At 68.9% G+C, this 16,605-nt stretch carries 17 protein-coding genes; 13 read left to right on the top strand and 4 right to left on the bottom strand.

Annotated features, from left to right (window positions below; genetic code table 11):
* Positions 1 to 24 precede the first annotated feature (24 nt).
* A complete protein-coding gene (locus tag IU449_RS09055; RefSeq protein WP_195001411.1) occupies positions 25 to 747 on the bottom strand; it encodes a GAF and ANTAR domain-containing protein in 723 nt (240 codons plus the stop codon).
* 130 nt (positions 748 to 877) lie between these two features.
* Positions 878 to 1,414 (bottom strand): M23 family metallopeptidase, encoded by a 537-nt coding sequence (locus IU449_RS09050; RefSeq protein ID WP_324188143.1) that lies wholly within the window; start codon positions 1,412 to 1,414, stop codon positions 878 to 880.
* A gap of 758 nt (positions 1,415 to 2,172) precedes the next feature.
* On the opposite strand from IU449_RS09050, the gene rpsB reads away from it, so the two are divergent.
* From rpsB to IU449_RS09010, 8 genes are all read left to right on the top strand, one after another.
* Entirely contained in the window at positions 2,173 to 3,039 is an 867-nt protein-coding gene (gene rpsB, locus IU449_RS09045) for a 30S ribosomal protein S2 (RefSeq protein ID WP_195001410.1), read from the top strand.
* Positions 3,040 to 3,144: 105 nt separating this feature from the next.
* Positions 3,145 to 3,972, top strand: a complete 828-nt coding sequence (gene tsf, locus IU449_RS09040; RefSeq protein ID WP_195001409.1) for a translation elongation factor Ts — start codon at positions 3,145 to 3,147, stop codon at positions 3,970 to 3,972.
* A 225-nt stretch (positions 3,973 to 4,197) separates the two neighbouring features.
* On the top strand, positions 4,198 to 4,926 hold the full coding sequence (gene pyrH, locus IU449_RS09035; protein WP_195001408.1) for a UMP kinase: 729 nt from the start codon (positions 4,198 to 4,200) through the stop codon (positions 4,924 to 4,926).
* Positions 4,927 to 4,976: 50 nt separating this feature from the next.
* Positions 4,977 to 5,534: a ribosome recycling factor gene (frr, locus tag IU449_RS09030; RefSeq protein ID WP_067854586.1), complete on the top strand. Its 558-nt coding sequence runs from the start codon at positions 4,977 to 4,979 to the stop codon at positions 5,532 to 5,534.
* Between the two features lie 108 nt (positions 5,535 to 5,642).
* Complete coding sequence (locus IU449_RS09025) at positions 5,643 to 6,530, top strand: phosphatidate cytidylyltransferase (protein ID WP_195002428.1); 888 nt, start codon at positions 5,643 to 5,645, stop codon at positions 6,528 to 6,530.
* A 66-nt stretch (positions 6,531 to 6,596) separates the two neighbouring features.
* Positions 6,597 to 6,899, top strand: a complete 303-nt coding sequence (locus IU449_RS09020; RefSeq protein ID WP_195001407.1) for a LapA family protein — start codon at positions 6,597 to 6,599, stop codon at positions 6,897 to 6,899.
* Positions 6,900 to 6,955: 56 nt separating this feature from the next.
* Complete coding sequence (rlmN, locus tag IU449_RS09015) at positions 6,956 to 8,065, top strand: 23S rRNA (adenine(2503)-C(2))-methyltransferase RlmN (protein ID WP_195001406.1); 1,110 nt, start codon at positions 6,956 to 6,958, stop codon at positions 8,063 to 8,065.
* 31 nt (positions 8,066 to 8,096) lie between these two features.
* Positions 8,097 to 9,767, top strand: a complete 1,671-nt coding sequence (locus IU449_RS09010; RefSeq protein WP_195001405.1) for a serine/threonine-protein kinase — start codon at positions 8,097 to 8,099, stop codon at positions 9,765 to 9,767.
* 83 nt (positions 9,768 to 9,850) lie between these two features.
* Here IU449_RS09010 and IU449_RS09005 read toward each other — a convergent pair whose 3' ends face one another.
* Positions 9,851 to 10,282, bottom strand: a complete 432-nt coding sequence (locus tag IU449_RS09005; RefSeq protein WP_195001404.1) for a DUF5997 family protein — start codon at positions 10,280 to 10,282, stop codon at positions 9,851 to 9,853.
* A 61-nt stretch (positions 10,283 to 10,343) separates the two neighbouring features.
* On the opposite strand from IU449_RS09005, the gene IU449_RS09000 reads away from it, so the two are divergent.
* Entirely contained in the window at positions 10,344 to 11,348 is a 1,005-nt protein-coding gene (locus tag IU449_RS09000) for a LysR family transcriptional regulator (RefSeq protein ID WP_195001403.1), read from the top strand.
* 50 nt (positions 11,349 to 11,398) lie between these two features.
* Here the strand turns inward: IU449_RS09000 and IU449_RS08995 are convergent, their stop codons facing one another.
* A complete protein-coding gene (locus IU449_RS08995; protein ID WP_195001402.1) occupies positions 11,399 to 11,668 on the bottom strand; it encodes a DUF2631 domain-containing protein in 270 nt (89 codons plus the stop codon).
* 99 nt (positions 11,669 to 11,767) lie between these two features.
* Here IU449_RS08995 and dxr point away from each other — a divergent pair, with 99 nt between their 5' ends.
* The 4 genes from dxr (at position 11,768) to IU449_RS08975 (ending at position 16,564) form a co-directional block, all read left to right on the top strand.
* Positions 11,768 to 12,925 carry a 1-deoxy-D-xylulose-5-phosphate reductoisomerase gene (dxr, locus tag IU449_RS08990; protein ID WP_195001401.1) on the top strand — a complete coding sequence of 386 codons (1,158 nt, stop codon included), beginning with the start codon at positions 11,768 to 11,770 and terminating at the stop codon, positions 12,923 to 12,925.
* Between the two features lie 161 nt (positions 12,926 to 13,086).
* Positions 13,087 to 14,286, top strand: a complete 1,200-nt coding sequence (locus IU449_RS08985; RefSeq protein ID WP_195001400.1) for a M50 family metallopeptidase — start codon at positions 13,087 to 13,089, stop codon at positions 14,284 to 14,286.
* A 213-nt stretch (positions 14,287 to 14,499) separates the two neighbouring features.
* Positions 14,500 to 15,642 carry a flavodoxin-dependent (E)-4-hydroxy-3-methylbut-2-enyl-diphosphate synthase gene (gene ispG / locus IU449_RS08980; protein WP_195002427.1) on the top strand — a complete coding sequence of 381 codons (1,143 nt, stop codon included), beginning with the start codon at positions 14,500 to 14,502 and terminating at the stop codon, positions 15,640 to 15,642.
* A 58-nt stretch (positions 15,643 to 15,700) separates the two neighbouring features.
* Complete coding sequence (locus tag IU449_RS08975; protein WP_195001399.1) at positions 15,701 to 16,564, top strand: GNAT family N-acetyltransferase; 864 nt, start codon at positions 15,701 to 15,703, stop codon at positions 16,562 to 16,564.
* Positions 16,565 to 16,605 lie beyond the last annotated feature (41 nt).

Genomic DNA, 16,605 nt, shown 5'->3' with positions numbered 1-16,605 from the left:
GCGCGTTGCCGACACGAAGCATGTTCAGCGACGGGCCGGGACTGTGAGGACGGTGCCCGCGTCGATGTTGCCGGAGACGATGCCGCCCGCGAGCTCGGCCAAGCGGCGTCCGGTGCGCAGCGCATGGGCCCGTAGGCGCGCGAAGGCCTCGGCGTGGTCGAGGCCGCCATGCTCGGCGAGCAGGGCTTTGGCGTGTTCCACCGTGGCCCTGTCGTTGAGCGCGACGGGCAAGCGGTCCTGTATCGGTTCGACGCGGGGGCGCAGGACGTGCTGGGCGACGCCGATGGCGGCGAGGTCGGCGAGAGTCTGGCCGGCGCGTAGTTGCGCGCGGTTGAGCGCCTTCGGCCCGTCGCCGAGGACGGCGAGGGCCCCGAGGGTGTCGCTGCGCAGGCGCAGGGGCAGCGCGTAGACCGAGCGGTACCCCCGGTGGCTTGCGTGGGTGGCGAAGTCCGGCCACACGACCGCCGCGGCGGCGATGTCGTCGACCACCGCCGGCGCGCCGGTGGAGTAGGTGTGCCGGGCAGGGCCGTCGACGGCCTCGACCAGAGCGCGAGCCCGTTCGTCGGTGGCGGCGAGCATGCGCAGCTCACCGAGATGATTGCCGACGAACAAGCCGGCATCGGCCCCGTCGGTGAGTGCGACGCAGGAGTCGACCAGTTGCTGCGCGAGTTCCACGACATCGAAGTCGCCGACGAGGGTGTCGACGGATCGCACGAGCACTTCCAGCAGCGGTGCGGACGCTCCCATGTCGTTCTCCTGAGCTTGTCGGCGGTGCTGGTCGGCGGTATCGGGCGATGTGGCGCCGGTCCGGGGTGGAACCTGTGGCTCGATCGTCGCACCGGGGGAGCAGTGGAGTCGACGGGCGAATGCCGGGCACTCATCTGCCCGCCGATGACCTGTTGCGACTCCGCTGGTCCTCGAGTGGCAGCAAGCGCAGCGGGGCGAGCCGGAGCAGGCCGAGCGGATCCAGATATTCCGGCGGGCCGCGGCGCCCGGATTCTCGGCGCAGACCCCAGTGCAGGCACGCAGGTGCCGGGCAGCCCGCATGACCGGCGTCGAGGATGCCCAGGACAGCGCCGCGCCCGACCCGTTCGCCGACGGCCACCGCCGCGGCGACAGGTTCGTAGGTGGTGCGGAGCCCGCCCTCGTGATCGACCGAGACCACCGGTCTGCCCGCCACTGTTCCGGCGAACGCGACGATGCCGTCCCCGGCTGCCAGCACGGCCTGACCCGCGGAGCCCGCGAGATCGACGCCGCGGTGCCCGGGCAGCCAGTCCTGTTCGGGCTTGTCGAAACGCCGTTCGACAGCGGGGCGCGGTCGCAGCGGCCAGTCGAACTCCCCGGTCGGCGCGGCGAAAGCGGCGCCTCCGCTCGCCAGCGCCGCCCCCGCGACCAGCAGCACGACGACGAGCACGGGGAGATTCGCGGACGGGCGACGGCCTCGGGGAGGGAGAGGGGATGCGAAGCCATCGGTCACCTCGGCGTCACAGCGGCGACGCCGGGGAGGGCCGTCGCCGACCCGGTCGGCAGCGGCGCTCGGCGGAGCAACCCGCGAGGAGGATGCCCGGTCGGCTCGGCCGAAGAGCCGATGGCCTCCGGCCGCTCGACCGGCGCTCGGGTGCCGGTCGAACGAATCGGGCGTGCCGGAAGCAGGCCCGGCGCCGACGTGCTCGAGACGGCGACAGCCGGACGTGTGACCGCGAAGGACGGGCCGGGCGGGCCCGCACTCGCCGGGGCGGCGAAGTAGTACGCCGCCAGGGATGATGCGAGGAGCAGCGGCAGTGGCAGCAGGACCGTGGAAGACCGTCGTGACATGTCGTCGAGCCTGCCGCCGATGGCGTCCGTCCGGAATGCCCGACCAGCCGATTGTGGACAACTTCGAGCCTGTGGACAGACCCGATTCGTTCCGGAGGCCATCAGGATCGTAGACTGATCGAGCGGTTCGTGCTCGGCATGAACCGACTTCGCGCGCCACCCGTGCTTGTTCCACCGGCGTCGTTCGTGAATCCGAGCCAACACACTGTGTCCTCGTTTCGCGTGACGCCCGCGGGCAGGGTATCGCCGGCTGGTCCCGATCGAATCTCGAGCGGGTTGACGGTGATGCGGCGGCGTCAGGGCAGACGGTCACCGACCGCCTGCGTCAACCGGCAACGAAAGAGAGATACGAGAGCCATGGCTGTCGTAACAATGAAGCAGCTGCTCGACAGCGGCGCGCACTTCGGACACCAGACCCGGCGCTGGAACCCGAAGATGAAGCGGTTCATCTTCACCGACCGCAACGGCATCTACATCATCGACCTGCAGCAGACGCTGACCTACATCGACAAGGCCTACGAATTCGTCAAGGAGACCGTCGCCCACGGCGGCACCGTCCTTTTCGTCGGCACCAAGAAGCAGGCTCAGGAGTCCATCGCGGCCGAGGCCACCCGCGTCGGCATGCCCTACGTGAACCAGCGCTGGCTGGGCGGCATGCTCACCAACTTCTCCACCGTGCACAAGCGTCTGCAGCGCCTCAAGGAACTCGAGGCGATGGAGCAGACCGGTGGCTTCGAGGGTCGCACCAAGAAGGAAATCCTCATGCTCACGCGTGAGATGACCAAGCTGGAGCGCACCCTCGGCGGTATCCGCGACATGCAGAAGGTGCCCTCCGCCATCTGGGTCGTCGACACCAACAAAGAGCACATCGCCGTCGGCGAAGCGCGCAAGCTGAACATCCCGGTCATCGCGATCCTGGACACCAACTGCGATCCCGACCTGGTCGACTACCCGATCCCGGGTAACGACGACGCCATCCGTTCCGCCGCTCTGCTGACCAAGGTCGTCGCGTCCGCGGTGGCCGAGGGCGTGCAGGCCCGTGCGGGTCTGGCCTCCGGCGACGCCAAGCCCGAAGCGGGCGCGGGTGAGCCGCTGGCCGAGTGGGAGCAGGAGCTGCTGGCCCAGGCGAGCCCGGCCACCGAGACCGCTGCCGAAGCCGCTCCGGCCGAGGCCGCCGCTCCGGCCGAAGAGGCCCCGGCCGCGCAGACCCCGGCCGACTTCTGAGCCGTTCGGCGCCGATAGTTCACCTTGCCGACCCTTCTGCGTTCAGGAGCGGTCGGCAAGGTGGTTTTCCCACCTGACCAACACATACGAGGAGGCTCGCCACCGATGGCGAACTACACCGCTGCCGATGTGAAGCGGCTCCGCGAGCTGACCGGCTCCGGAATGATGGACTGCAAGAACGCGCTGGCCGAGACCGACGGTGACTTCGACAAGGCCGTCGAGCTGCTGCGCATCAAGGGCGCCAAGGATGTGGGCAAGCGCGCCGAGCGCACCACCGCCGAGGGCCTGGTCGCGGCCAAGGAAGGCGTGATGGTCGAGATCAACTCCGAGACCGACTTCGTCGCCAAGAACGCCGAATTCCAGGCGCTCGCCGACCAGATCGTCACCGTGGCCGCCGCTGCCAAGCCCGGTGATCTGGACGCCCTCAAGGCGCTGGACCTGGGCGACGGTCGCACCGCCGACTCCGCCCTGCAGGAGCTGGCCGCCAAGATCGGCGAGAAGCTCGAGCTGCGCCGGGTGGTCTCGCTGGACGGCCCGGTCGCCACCTACCTGCACAAGCGGGCCTCGGATCTGCCGCCTGCCGTCGGCGTGCTGGTCGAGTTCCAGGGCGAGGGCGACGCCGCGGCCGAGGCCGCTCGTGCCGCCGCCATGCAGGTCGCCGCGCTCAGGGCCAAGTACGTCAGTCGTGACGAGGTTCCGGCCGACATCGTGGAGAACGAGCGCCGCATCGCCGAGCAGACCGCTCGCGAAGAGGGCAAGCCCGAAGCCGCGCTGGCGAAGATCACCGAAGGCCGTGTCAACGGCTTCTTCAAGGACGTCGTCCTGCTGGAGCAGTCGTCGGTCACCGACAGCAAGAAGACCGTCAAGCAGCAGTTGGAGGAGGCCGGTGCCACCATCACCCGCTTCGCCCGCTTCGAGGTCGGCCAGGCCTGACCTGACCACGAGACGGCCCCTCGCGCGAGTAGCACACTCGCGTGGGGGGCCGTTCGCCGTCCTGGCGCCTTTCCCGGCTTTCCCGGGGGTCTGCGGATTCGACCCCGTCGGCGTAAGGCAGGATGAGATGGCTTTACCGGGCGGTTCCATGTCCCTGCCGGAACCCCGCCGACCGATGGCTCACCCACGGTGAGCAGACCCGATCGCCGAAGGAGAGATACATCGATGACCGACCCGGGTACCGCGCGTCCTGGATACCGCCGGGTACTGCTCAAACTGGGTGGTGAGATGTTCGGCGGCGGAAAGGTCGGACTCGATCCGGACGTCGTGGAGACCGTCGCCGAGCAGATCGCCGAGGTGGTCGCGGGCGGTGCTCAGGTGGCGGTGGTGATCGGCGGCGGCAACTTCTTCCGAGGCGCCGAACTCGAGGAACGCGGCATGGAGCGGGCCCGCTCGGACTACATGGGCATGCTCGGCACCGTGATGAACAGCCTTGCGCTGCAGGACTTTCTGCAGAAGCAGGGGGTCGACACCCGCGTGCAGACCGCCATCACCATGGGGCAGGTCGCCGAGCCGTACCTGCCGCTGCGTGCCAAGCGACACCTGGAGAAGGGACGCGTGGTCATCTTCGGTGCCGGCATGGGGATGCCGTACTTCTCCACCGACACCACGGCGGCTCAGCGCGCCCTGGAGATCGGCGCGGACGTGGTACTGATGGCCAAGGCGGTCGACGGGGTGTTCGACGCGGACCCCCGGGTCGTCGAGAACGCGACCATGTTCAGCGAGATCACCCACAAGGAAGTGATCGAGCGTGGTCTCAAGGTCGCCGATGCGACGGCGTTCAGTCTCTGTATGGACAATCAAATGCCCATCCTGGTGTTCAATCTGTTGGTCAAGGGCAATATCGCCCGTGCGGTCGCCGGTGAGAAGATCGGCACATTGGTTCGTTCCTGAGTCCGCGGCCCGCGGATCATGACGATGACGACGCTGTGGAGGAAATGGTCGTGATAGAAGAAGCGCTCTTCGACGCCGAGGAGAAGATGGAGAAGGCCGTCTCGGTAGCGAAGGACGATCTCGGGACCATCCGGACCGGTCGCGCGAACCCGGGCATGTTCTCCCGGGTCGTGGTGGACTACTACGGTTCGCCCACGCCCATCACCCAGATGTCCAGCATCACCGTGCCCGAGCCTCGGATGGTGGTGATCAAGCCCTACGAAGCCGGTCAGCTGGGCCCGATCGAAACCGCGATCCGCAATTCGGATCTGGGCGTGAACCCGACGAACAACGGTGACATCCTGCGGATCAGCATCCCGCAGCTCACCGAGGAACGCCGCCGCGACATGGTGAAGCAGGCCAAGGGCAAGGGCGAGGACGCGAAGGTCGCCATCCGCAATGTCCGCCGCAAAGCGATGGAAGAGCTCGGGCGGATCCAGAAGGATGGCGAAGCCGGCGAGGACGAGGTCGGTCGCGCGGAGAAAGAGCTCGACAAGACCACCGCGAAGTATGTCGGCCAGATCGACGAACTGGTCAAGCACAAGGAAGCCGAACTCCTCGAGGTCTGAGGAAGACGCGAGGGCCCGCCCGGGCGGGGGACGAAACGGAACACACGAGTGAGCGACGGGACAATCGTGGCCGAGAAAGCCGCCGCCGAAGGTGCGGCCGACGAGCCGATGCCGGCCAACGGCACACCTGAAACGATCCACGCGCACGCGGCGGCGCCTGTGGAGCCGGCTCCGGTCACGTCGAAGGCGGGACGAAACCTGCCCGCCGCGCTCGCTGTCGGCTTCGGGCTCGGGCTGTCCCTCATCGCCATTCTGCTGTTCGCGCCACTGGTGTTCATCCCGTTCGCCGCGACCGGCATCGGGGTGGCGACCTGGGAGGTGGCCAAACGGCTGCGCGAGGCCGATGTGCTGGTGCCGCGCATCCCGCTGATCGTGGGCGGTCAGGCGGTGTTCTGGCTCGGCTGGCCCTTCGGCGCCGAGGGCGTGCTCGCCGCGTTCGCGTTCACTGCCCTGACCTGCATGGTGTGGCGCCTGTTCGACCACGGGATGCGCACCGCGCCGCGCAACTTCCTGCGCGATACCGCCATCGCCGTGTTCACCCTGGCCTGGGTGCCTTTGCTCGGCGCGTTCGCCACGCTGCTGCTGCTCGAGGATGACGGCAACCTTCGGGTGCTGACCTTCATGATCCTGGTGGTCTGCTCCGACGTGGGCGGCTACGTGGCGGGCGTGCTGTTCGGCAAGCATCCCATGGTGCCCTCGATCAGCCCGAAGAAGTCCTGGGAGGGGTTCTGCGGTTCGCTGGTGTTCAGCGTGATCGGCGGTCTGCTCACGGTCACCCTGCTGTTGCAGGCCAATTCGATGATCGGTGTCCTGCTCGGCGTCGGGCTGGTGGTGGTGGCCACCGTCGGCGACCTGATCGAATCGCAGATCAAACGCGAACTCGGCATCAAGGACATGGGCACGCTGCTGCCCGGTCACGGCGGCATCATGGACCGGCTGGACTCCATGCTGCCCTCGGCATTCGTCTCCTGGCTGGTGTTGAGCACCCTGGTGTGAGGCCCCTCGGCGCGCCGTGTTCCCGATTTCCCATCACGGTCGATAGCCATCGGCCATGATCGAGGCATGTCCGCGAACGACGAATTCGAACCTCCCCTCGTCGAACCCGGGGTGCCCGGCGAGCCGAAGTCCCTCAGATCCAGGACCGGCTACGCCTGGATGAGCCTGATCGCAGGCGCGCTCATCCTGGTGCTGCTGCTGGTGTTCATCCTGCAGAACCTGACCTCGGTCGAGGTGAGCTTGTTCTTCTGGGAGTTCCATCTGCCGCTCGGCGTCGCGGTGCTGCTGTCGGTGATCGGCGGCGCGCTGGTGATGGCGTTGGTCGGCGGGGTGCGCATCATGCAATTGCGCCGGGTGGCCAAGCGCTGAGCGACTCCTGACCTGGGTCGGCGGAGAATCCGAGCAGATGGGACACTGGAGACACTATGGCCGTCTCCTTGCCCCTCGTCTTCGATGCTCCACGCCGTGGCATGCCGCCGCGCCATCTCGCCGACCTCGACGCGGACGGCAGGCGAGCGGCGGTCGAGGAACTGGGGTTGCCGAAGTTCCGGGCCGACCAGATCGCCCGTCAGTACTATGGCCGCCTGCAGGCCGACCCGGCGCAGATGACCGATCTGCCCGCGCCGGTCCGCGAGAAGATCGGCGCGGCGCTGTTTCCGCCGCTGCTCAGCGCGGTCAAGCACGTGACCTGCGACGACGGCAGCACCCGTAAGACACTCTGGCGCGCCGGTGACGGCACCCTGCTGGAGAGCGTGCTGATGCGCTACACCGACCGCAACACCCTGTGCATCTCCAGTCAGGCCGGCTGCGGCATGGCGTGCCCGTTCTGCGCGACCGGTCAGGGTGGGCTCGATCGCAACCTGTCCACCGCCGAGATCGTCGACCAGGTGCGCTCGGCTGCCGCGGCATTGCGCGACGGCGAGGTGGCCGGTGGCGCGGGGCGGCTGTCGAACATCGTGTTCATGGGCATGGGCGAGCCGCTGGCCAACTACAAGCGCGTGGTGGCGGCGGTCCGCCGGATCACCTCGCCCGCGCCCGACGGACTCGGTATCTCCCAGCGCAATGTGGTGGTCTCCACGGTCGGCCTGGCCCCGGCCATCCGCAAGCTCGCCGACGAGGGACTCTCGGTGACACTGGCGGTCTCCCTGCACACCCCCGACGACGAACTGCGCGACACCCTGGTGCCGGTGAACAATCGCTGGCCGGTCGCCGAGGTGTTGGAGGCGGCGCGCTACTACGCCGACAAGACCGGCCGCCGGGTCTCGGTGGAGTACGCGCTGATTCGCGATGTCAACGATCAGCCGTGGCGGGCGGACATGCTCGGTGCGAAACTGCACAAGGCGCTGGGCTCGCGGGTGCATGTGAACGTGATCCCGCTGAATCCGACGCCGGGTAGCCAGTGGGATGCCAGCCCCAAGCCGGTCGAGCAGGAGTTCGTCCGTCGTGTGAACGCCCAAGGTGTGCCGTGTACCGTCCGTGACACCAGGGGTCAGGAGATCGCCGCTGCCTGTGGTCAGCTGGCGGCGGAGAACTGAACGACGCGATCGCGATGAATTCGGGGGACCAGTGCTGCAACCGGGGGCCGTCTTCGCCGGCTACACCGTGGAGAAGCTGCTCGGCAGAGGAGGGATGGGCGCGGTCTATCTGGCCCGTCATCCCCGCCTGCCCCGGCGCACGGCGCTGAAGCTGCTGAACCGGGAGGCCTTCGCCGATCCCGAACTGCGGGCGCGCTTCGAGCGGGAAGGGAACCTGGTCGCCCAGCTCGACCATCCGAACATCGTGTCGGTCTACGACCGCGGTGTCGAGGACGAGCAGTTGTGGATCTCCATGCAGTACGTCGACGGCGTGGACGGTTCGTCGCTCGACCCGCGGACGCTGCCGCCGCAGCGCGCCGCGCAGATCGTCGCCGAGACGGCCACCGCCCTGGACTACGCGCACCGGATGGGTGTGCTGCATCGTGACGTCAAGCCCGCCAACATCCTGCTGTCGCGGGCGGCGGGCCAGGAGCGGGTATTCCTCACCGATTTCGGTATCGCGCGCCCGCAGGAGGACACCACCCACCTGACGAAGACCGGGACGGTGACCGCGACGCTGGCCTACGCGTCCCCGGAGCAGCTCACCGGTGGATACCTGGACCACCGGACGGATCAGTACGCGTTGGCGTGCACGCTGTTCTGGTTGCTGACCGGGCGGGTTCCGTTCGCCGCCACGCAGCCGGTGGCGGTGATCCACGGTCATCTGCGCGAGCAGCCGCCGTTGTTGAGCGCGGTGCGTCCCGGCATGCCGTCTGCGCTGGACGTCGTGTTGAACCGGGCGCTGTCCAAACGTATCGACGAGCGGTTCGACTCCTGCGTCGAGTTCGCGGCCGCGGTGCGGCAGGCGATGGGACTCTCGGCAGCGAATCTCGCCCAGGTGCAGCGCGCGCCGGTGAGCGCACCCGCGGTCCCCCATGCCCCGGCGCGATCCTTCCCGAACCAGGCACCCGTGCGTCCTCCGACCCCGACTCGTGCCCCCGCGCCGCATGTCGCACCGTCGGCGATGCCGCCCTACGGGCATCGCCAGCCGCGGCCGGGATGGGCCCCAGGGCCGGCGACGCCGCGACCGGCCTATCCGGCACCGAACCGATCCCCGGTCCCGCGTCGGAGGGGGGCGGGCACGAAGGTCGCGCTGGCGATCATCGGGCTGGTTCTGTTGCTGGTCGCGGCAGTGGCGGTGCTGGCCTGGAACAGTGACGCCGTGCGGGCGGCCATCGGACGCTCCCCGGGCGAGGAGGATCTGGCGGCGATGCGTACCGCGTTTCCCGGGATGCTGCCTCCGGGGACGGAAACCGGCGACGGCTACCAGGGCGCGACCTGCTTCCTCTATCCCCGGTGGTACGACTTCCTCGATTCCGAGGGCTACGCGGCGGCGTTGGATCCCTGGCAGGCGAAGGTGCACTGTGTCGCCGGGCTCGACCCCCCGATGTCCTACGGCTTCTACAGCTACCCGAGTGCTGCCGAGGCGCGGCGGGCGGCCGATGCGCTGGCCGCAGTCGGCGAGGTCCACGGCTCGGAGACCGTCGGTTCACGCACCGACCGGAAGTTCGTCGTCGCGGACCGGATCGGCCCGGACGAGGCGATCGTCGTGTCGACATTCAGCGACCCGGACCGATGGCGATGGGTCCTCGTCTTCGAGCGCACGGGTGGAGAAAGCGAATTGGCGGAGTTGCTCGCCGCGGTGCGCGCCGCTCCGCTGTAGGGGAACATCGGCGGTCGGCGCGGCGACGCACCCATCGTCGAACCTCGAAAAAGGTTCAGGTCAAGCTCGAGTGGGAGCCGTGATCAGCTCTCGCGGCCGGTGCCGAAGCGGTTCTTGGCCGGCCGGTTGGTCGCGGCCCGATGCTCGGCGCGCTTGGTCTTGATCCGCTCGTTCTCGCGCTGCACCTGCGCGTAGTTCTCGCGTTCGCGGGCCAGCCACTCCGGCGGATCGGCCAGCAGCGCGGCGATCTCGTCGGCGGTGAGCGCGTCGGAGACCTCGGCGCGGGCCAGGCCGCTGTTGGAGACGCCGAGTTTGCGGGCGGTGATGTCACGCGGGAAGGGGCCGTTGCGGCGCAGTTCGGTCAGCCACTGCGGCGGATCGGCGCGCAACCGCTCGAGTTCGGCGAAGGAGACCGGCGAGTCGCGAAACTGCGCGGGCGCGGCGGGCAGGTAGATGCCGAGCTTGTCGGCAGCCGTCAGTGGCTTCATCATCTGCGATTTCTTGTCCGGACTCACTGCGACAGCCTAGCGGGCGGGCTCGACCGGATCGCCGTCGGCGGTGCAATACGCTTGCCGAATGAGCCAGTTCGAGTCGATCGACCCCATCAGGCTGCGCTGGTTCGCCGAGGTGGCCGAGCAACTGCACTTCGCGCGCGCGGCCCGGTCGCTGGGGATTTCCCGCCAGCGGCTCAGTGCCACCGTCATCGAGCTCGAAGCCGAACTCGATACCAAGCTGTTCGTGCCTGGCGCCGAGTCCACGCAGCTCACCGACACGGGCGCGCGGCTGCTGCGCGCGGCGCGCGACATACTCGCCCGCCCGGCCGAACCCGAATCGAGCGCGCAGGACGCGGCCGGGCTGCGCGTGGGGTTCGTGCCCGGGGTGACGGTGTCGAAATGGGAGCGGATCTGGCGGGAACGCTTCCCGGAGACGCCGCTGGAGACGGTCGCGCTCGCGGCGGCCGACCAGCACGCCGCGCTGGCCGAGGGGCGGGTCGACATGTGTTTCGTGCGACTGCCGATCGATCGGGAAGGTCTCGGGGTGATCCCGCTCTACCGCGAGGTCCCGGTGGTCGTGGTGCCCAAGGATCACGAGATCTCGGTGTTCGATCAGGTGAGTGTCGCCGAGTTGGCCGCCGAGCGGCTACAGGACGCCTCCGATCTCGATCAGGCCGCCGTCGTGTTCGAAATGGTGGCCGCGGGCGTGGGATCGGCGGTGGTGCCGCATTCGATCGCGCGCCTGCATTCTCGTCGAGATCTGGTGTACCGGCCGGTCACCGATCATCCGGACACGGAGATCGCGCTGGCCTGGCCCATGGCGGCGACGAGTGATCTGGTCGAGGAGTTCATCGGCGTGGTGCGCGGACGGACCGCTCGCAGCACCCGCTCACCCTCGGCGGGCAAGAGTGCGGGGAATGCCTCCGAGGCGCAGCGGAAATCGGCGGCCCGGCACAAGACGTCGGGCACCCGGAGAGTTGCGAACAAGGGCGGCACCGGCGGGGCGAAAGGCGCTCAGCCGAAGAACGCCTCGGCGCGCGCTGGTGGCCGGTCCGGCGGGAAGAACGTCAAACGCCGGGGACGGTGAACCGTACGCGTGTCGAGGCGTCGGCAGCGACGCAGTCGATCGGCGAGCCGCTAGCGCGGCTTGCGGCGGTAGATCCAGTCGTAGCCCACGGCCGCGAAAAGTGTTGCGGCGAAACCGATCAGGAAGAGGTTCTCGACGTTGCCGCTGTGGTTGCCGATCAGCATGGCCAGCAGGATCAGGGCGACGACGATAGCGGCGATCCGGAAGGCGCGCGGCGATTCTCCGCTCCAGCCCCATTCGGCCGAGGGAACCTCTGCGGTGTCGACGTGAGTGACGACGGCGCGCTCGGTCTTGGCGGGTTCGATCTCCGTGGCGGCCACGATCGCTCCTCAGCTGTGTGGGGTACCGAAGGGACGGTACGCAGTCGGCTTGCTGACCGATATCGTGACATACGACGCCGCGTCGTTGGAAGTCGGGCCATGCGCCACAATGGCGGGGTGTCCGACATTGTGAGAGTCCTGCTGCTCGGCAGCACCGGATCGATTGGTACGCAGGCGCTCGAGGTCATCGCCGCCAACCCCGACAAGTTCGAGGTCGTCGGCCTTGCCGCGCGTGGCGGCAATCCGGCGCTGCTCGCCGAGCAGATGGCCGCCACCGGCACCCGCAATGTCGCCGTCGCCGATCCCGCCGCGGGCGCGGCGCTGGACATCTCCCTGGCCGGGCCGGACGCGGTCACCGAGCTGGTGCGCCGCACGGAGGCCGACGTGGTGCTCAACGCGTTGGTCGGCTCGCTGGGGCTGGAGCCGACCCTGGCGGTGCTGGCCGCGGGGACCCGACTGGCACTGGCGAACAAGGAATCCCTGGTGGCCGGTGGCTCCCTGGTGACCCGTGCCGCCGCGCCCGGTCAGATCGTCCCGGTGGACTCGGAGCATTCCGCGCTGGCGCAGTGCCTGCGTGGCGGCCGGGCCGACGAGGTGGACCGGCTGATCCTGACCGCCTCCGGCGGCCCGTTCCGCGGCTGGACGGCCGAGCAGCTCGAAGCCGTCGACCCCGCCCAGGCCAAGGCGCACCCCACCTGGTCGATGGGTCTGATGAACACCCTCAACTCGGCCTCACTGGTGAACAAGGGCCTCGAGCTCATCGAGACGCACCTGCTGTTCGGCATCGGCTACGACCGCATCGACGTGACCGTGCATTCGCAGTCGATCGTGCACTCGATGGTCACCTTCGTCGACGGCTCCACCCTGGCGCAGGCCTCGCCGCCGGATATGAAACTCCCGATCGCGCTGGCGTTGGGCTGGCCGAACCGGGTGCCCGGTGCCGCCGCGGCCTGTGATTTCACCGCCGCGTCGACCTGGACCTTCGAGCCGGTGGACAACGAGGTCTTCCCGGCCGTCGAACTGGCGCGCCGGGCAGGACAGGCGGGCGGCAGCGTGACCGCGGTCTACAACGCCGCCAACGAGGTGGCCGTGGACGGCTTCCTCGCCGGGCGTATCCGTTTCCCGGAGATCGTGCGCACGGTGGCTCGCGCGGTCGAGGCCGCCGACCGGTGGACTACCGAACCGGAGACCGTCGAGGACGTGCTCGCGGCCGACCGGTGGGCGCGCGCCTATGCCGCCGAACTGGTCGGCGCCTGACATCGCACGCCCGGATCGCCACGCGAGCGGCGGCGGGCACTGGCAGACTGGACGAGGGCCGGGGGAGCGGACCGTTAGTGTGGTCGAGTGCTCGCGGCCCCGGAGGGCGCGCGTGCGCGGAATGACGTAGAGCTGCGCAACGCAGGAGGGCTGGAGAGCTAATGGTGTTCGCCGTCGGGTTCGCGCTGTTCGCGGTCGGCATCCTGATCTCGGTCGCCCTGCACGAATGCGGACACATGTGGGCCGCGCAGGCGACCGGTATGAAGGTCCGCCGCTATTTCATCGGTTTCGGTCCGACGCTGTGGTCCTTCCGCCGCGGGGAGACCGAGTACGGCCTCAAGGCCGTGCCGCTGGGCGGGTTCTGCGACATCGTCGGCATGACCGCCCTCGACGAGATCGCGCCCGAAGAAGTCGAACGCGCCATGTACCGGCAGGCGACCTGGAAGCGCCTGGTCGTGATGGTCGGCGGCATCGTGATGAATTTCGTCCTCGGCTTCGCGCTGATCGTGGTGCTCGCCATCGGCTGGGGCCTGCCCAACCTGGACGAGCCCGCACCCGTCGTCGGCAGCCTGGCGTGTGTGGCCGATGCCAATCCCGACGGCTCGCTGCAGACCTGCACGGGTGCCGGTCCCGCCGAACGGGCCGGGCTGTTGCCGGGCGATCGGGTAACCGAGGTCGACGGCGCCGCGGTCGCCACCTGGGCGGAGTTCACCGAGAAGACCCGCGAGAAGACCGGCCCGATCACCTACACCGTCGACCGTGCCGGTGAGTCCGTGCAGGTGACGGTCGAACCGCAGCAGGTGTTGCGTTATGCCGCCGACGGGTCGACCATGCAGGTGAGCGCGATCGGCATCATCCTCGACGCGCCGCCCGCGGTCACCGAGTACGGTCCGGTCGCCGCTGTCCCCGCCGCCGTGTCGTTCACCGGTGAGCTGTTCGTGCGCACCTTCGAGGCCCTGGCCGAGATGCCCGCGAAGGTGGCCGCGCTCTGGGAAGCGGTGACCGGCGGGGAGCGCGATCCCGAGACTCCGGTCAGCATCTACGGGGCCAGCCGGATCGGCGGTGAGAGCGCGGAGGCGGGCCTGTGGGAGGTCTTCGTGCTGATGCTGGCGAGCTTGAACTTCTTCCTCGGCGCTTTCAACATCCTCCCGCTGCTGCCGCTGGACGGCGGTCACATCGCCGTCGTGCTGTACGAGAAGGTGCGCAACACCGTGCGCGGCTGGCGCGGGCTGAGCCCGGGCGGTCCGGTCGACTTCCTGAAACTGCTGCCGCTGACCTACGTGGCGGTGATGATCGGCGGCTCGTACATGGTGCTGACCCTGGCGGCCGACATCATCAACCCCATCCGCCTGTTCCCCTGAGTTGGACCGCACGGATCCATCTCCACGGCCCCATCGGCCACATCCGACACTCCTGTTCGGCCCGGTTCACCCGGCCCGGGTACCGTGCGGTGTGTCATCGACCTCACGTGCTCAACGGCGCGCCGCGTCGGTGACTAAGCTCGGAGACGATACGGCCAGCACGAACGCAGCGAAAGTAGGCAGGCGACAGTGACCAGCACCATCGGATTGGGGATGCCTGCGGCTCCGGCCGCCGTGCTCGCTCCGCGCCGCAAGACCCGCCAGTTGACGGTGGGAAATGTCGGTGTGGGCAGCGATTCCCCGATCTCCGTGCAGTCCATGACCACCACCAAGACCCACGACGTCAACGCCACCTTGCAGCAGATCGCCGAGCTCACCGCCTCGGGCTGCGACATCGTGCGCGTGGCGTGTCCGCGCCAGGAGGACGCCGACGCGCTGGCGACGATCGCGAAGAAGAGCCAGATCCCGGTCATCGCCGACATCCACTTCCAGCCTCGCTACATCTTCGCCGCCATCGACGCGGGCTGCGCGGCCGTGCGCGTCAATCCCGGCAACATCAAGGAGTTCGACGGCCGCGTCAAGGAGGTCGCCAAGGCGGCAGGCGCGGCGGGCATCCCGATCCGCATCGGCGTGAACGCCGGTTCGCTGGACAAGCGGATGCTGGAGAAGTACGGCAAGGCCACCCCGGAGGCGCTGGTCGAGTCGGCGCTGTGGGAGGCGAGCCTGTTCGAGGAACACGGCTTCGGCGACATCAAGATCTCGGTCAAGCACAACGACCCGGTGATCATGGTGGAGGCCTACCGGCAGCTCGCCGCGCAGTGCGACTACCCGCTGCACCTGGGCGTCACCGAGGCGGGCCCCGCCTTCCAGGGCACCATCAAGTCCGCGGTGGCCTTCGGTGCGCTGTTGAGCGAGGGCATCGGCGACACCATCCGCGTCTCGCTGTCCGCGCCGCCCGCCGAAGAGGTCAAGGTCGGTGGGCAGATCCTGCAGTCGCTGAACCTGCGGCCCCGCAAGCTCGAGATCGTGTCCTGTCCGTCCTGTGGCCGTGCCCAGGTCGATGTGTACACCCTCGCCAACGCGGTCAGCGCCGGACTCGAGGGCATGGAGGTGCCGTTGCGGGTGGCGGTGATGGGCTGTGTGGTGAACGGTCCCGGCGAGGCCAGGGAAGCCGATCTCGGCGTGGCTTCCGGCAACGGCAAGGGCCAGATCTTCGTCAAGGGTGAGGTCATCAAGACCGTCCCGGAACACCTCATCGTGGAGACGCTGATCGAAGAGGCGATGCGCATCGCCGAGGAGATCGGTGAGAGCGGTGAGGCCAGTGCTACCGGTGAGCCGGTGGTCACGGTCGGCTGACCTGGTCTTCGGCGGTTATCTGTACCGTGTGGGCGCGGTTCGTGGCAGGCTGTCGGATGTGCGGAGTCTGCGGGAGCCGACGCGTCGGGCGAAGGTAGTTGCCGCGCGTCCGCTCGCGAACCGGGAACTGGCTCAGGTGCTGCGGGTCCTCGACGCCGATCCGGTCGCCTCGTGCATGGTCGCGGCGCGCGTGCAGGAGTTCGGTCTCGACGCGCGCGACGGTTTCGGCGAGATGTGGACTCGCCGGAGCCCATCGGAGTCGCTGTGCTTCTCCGGTGCCAATCTGGTCCCGCTGCTCGGCGATCGGGACGCGCTGCGGGCCTTCGCCGACCGGGCCGGACGATGGCCGCGTATCTGTTCCTCGATCGTCGGCAGGCAGGAACTCGCGCTGCCGCTGTGGGAGATGCTCAGCGATCGTTGGGGCGCACCGCGGGACCTGCGCGCCACCCAGCCGCTGCTCGCGCTGAGCCAGGCGCCCGCGGTTCGCGCCGATCCCGAGGTTCGCCGTGCCGTCCCCGCCGAACTCGACCGTTACCTCGAGGCGGCCATTGCCATGTTCATCGAGGAGGTGGGGGTCGACCCGCGCGCGGGTGATGGCGGTCGGGCCTACCGGCGCCGTATCCGGAGCCTCATCGAATCCGGCCGCGCCTGGGCGCGTTTCGAGGACGGCCGGGTGGTGTACAAGGCCGAGATCGGTTCGCTGTCCAGGCGCACCGGCCAGATCCAGGGCGTATGGGTGCATCCCGACCGTCGCGGTCGCGGGCTGGGCACGGTGGGCACGGCGGCGGTCGCCGAGGCCGTGGTGGCGTCGGGCCGCGTTGCCAGTCTCTACGTCAACGACTACAACGCCGCGGCTCGCCGAGCCTACAGCCGAGTCGGATTCCGGCAGGTCGCCACGTTCGCCACGGTACTGCTGGACTGAGTTCCTTCGCCGCGCCGCCACGACATGCGGGCGGAATCGGT

The sequence above is a fragment of the Nocardia higoensis genome, from assembly GCF_015477835.1.
Classification (GTDB): Bacteria; Actinomycetota; Actinomycetes; order Mycobacteriales; family Mycobacteriaceae; genus Nocardia; species Nocardia higoensis_A.
Note: the sequence above shows the minus strand (reverse complement) of the source record. Positions and strands in the feature narration are given on the sequence as shown.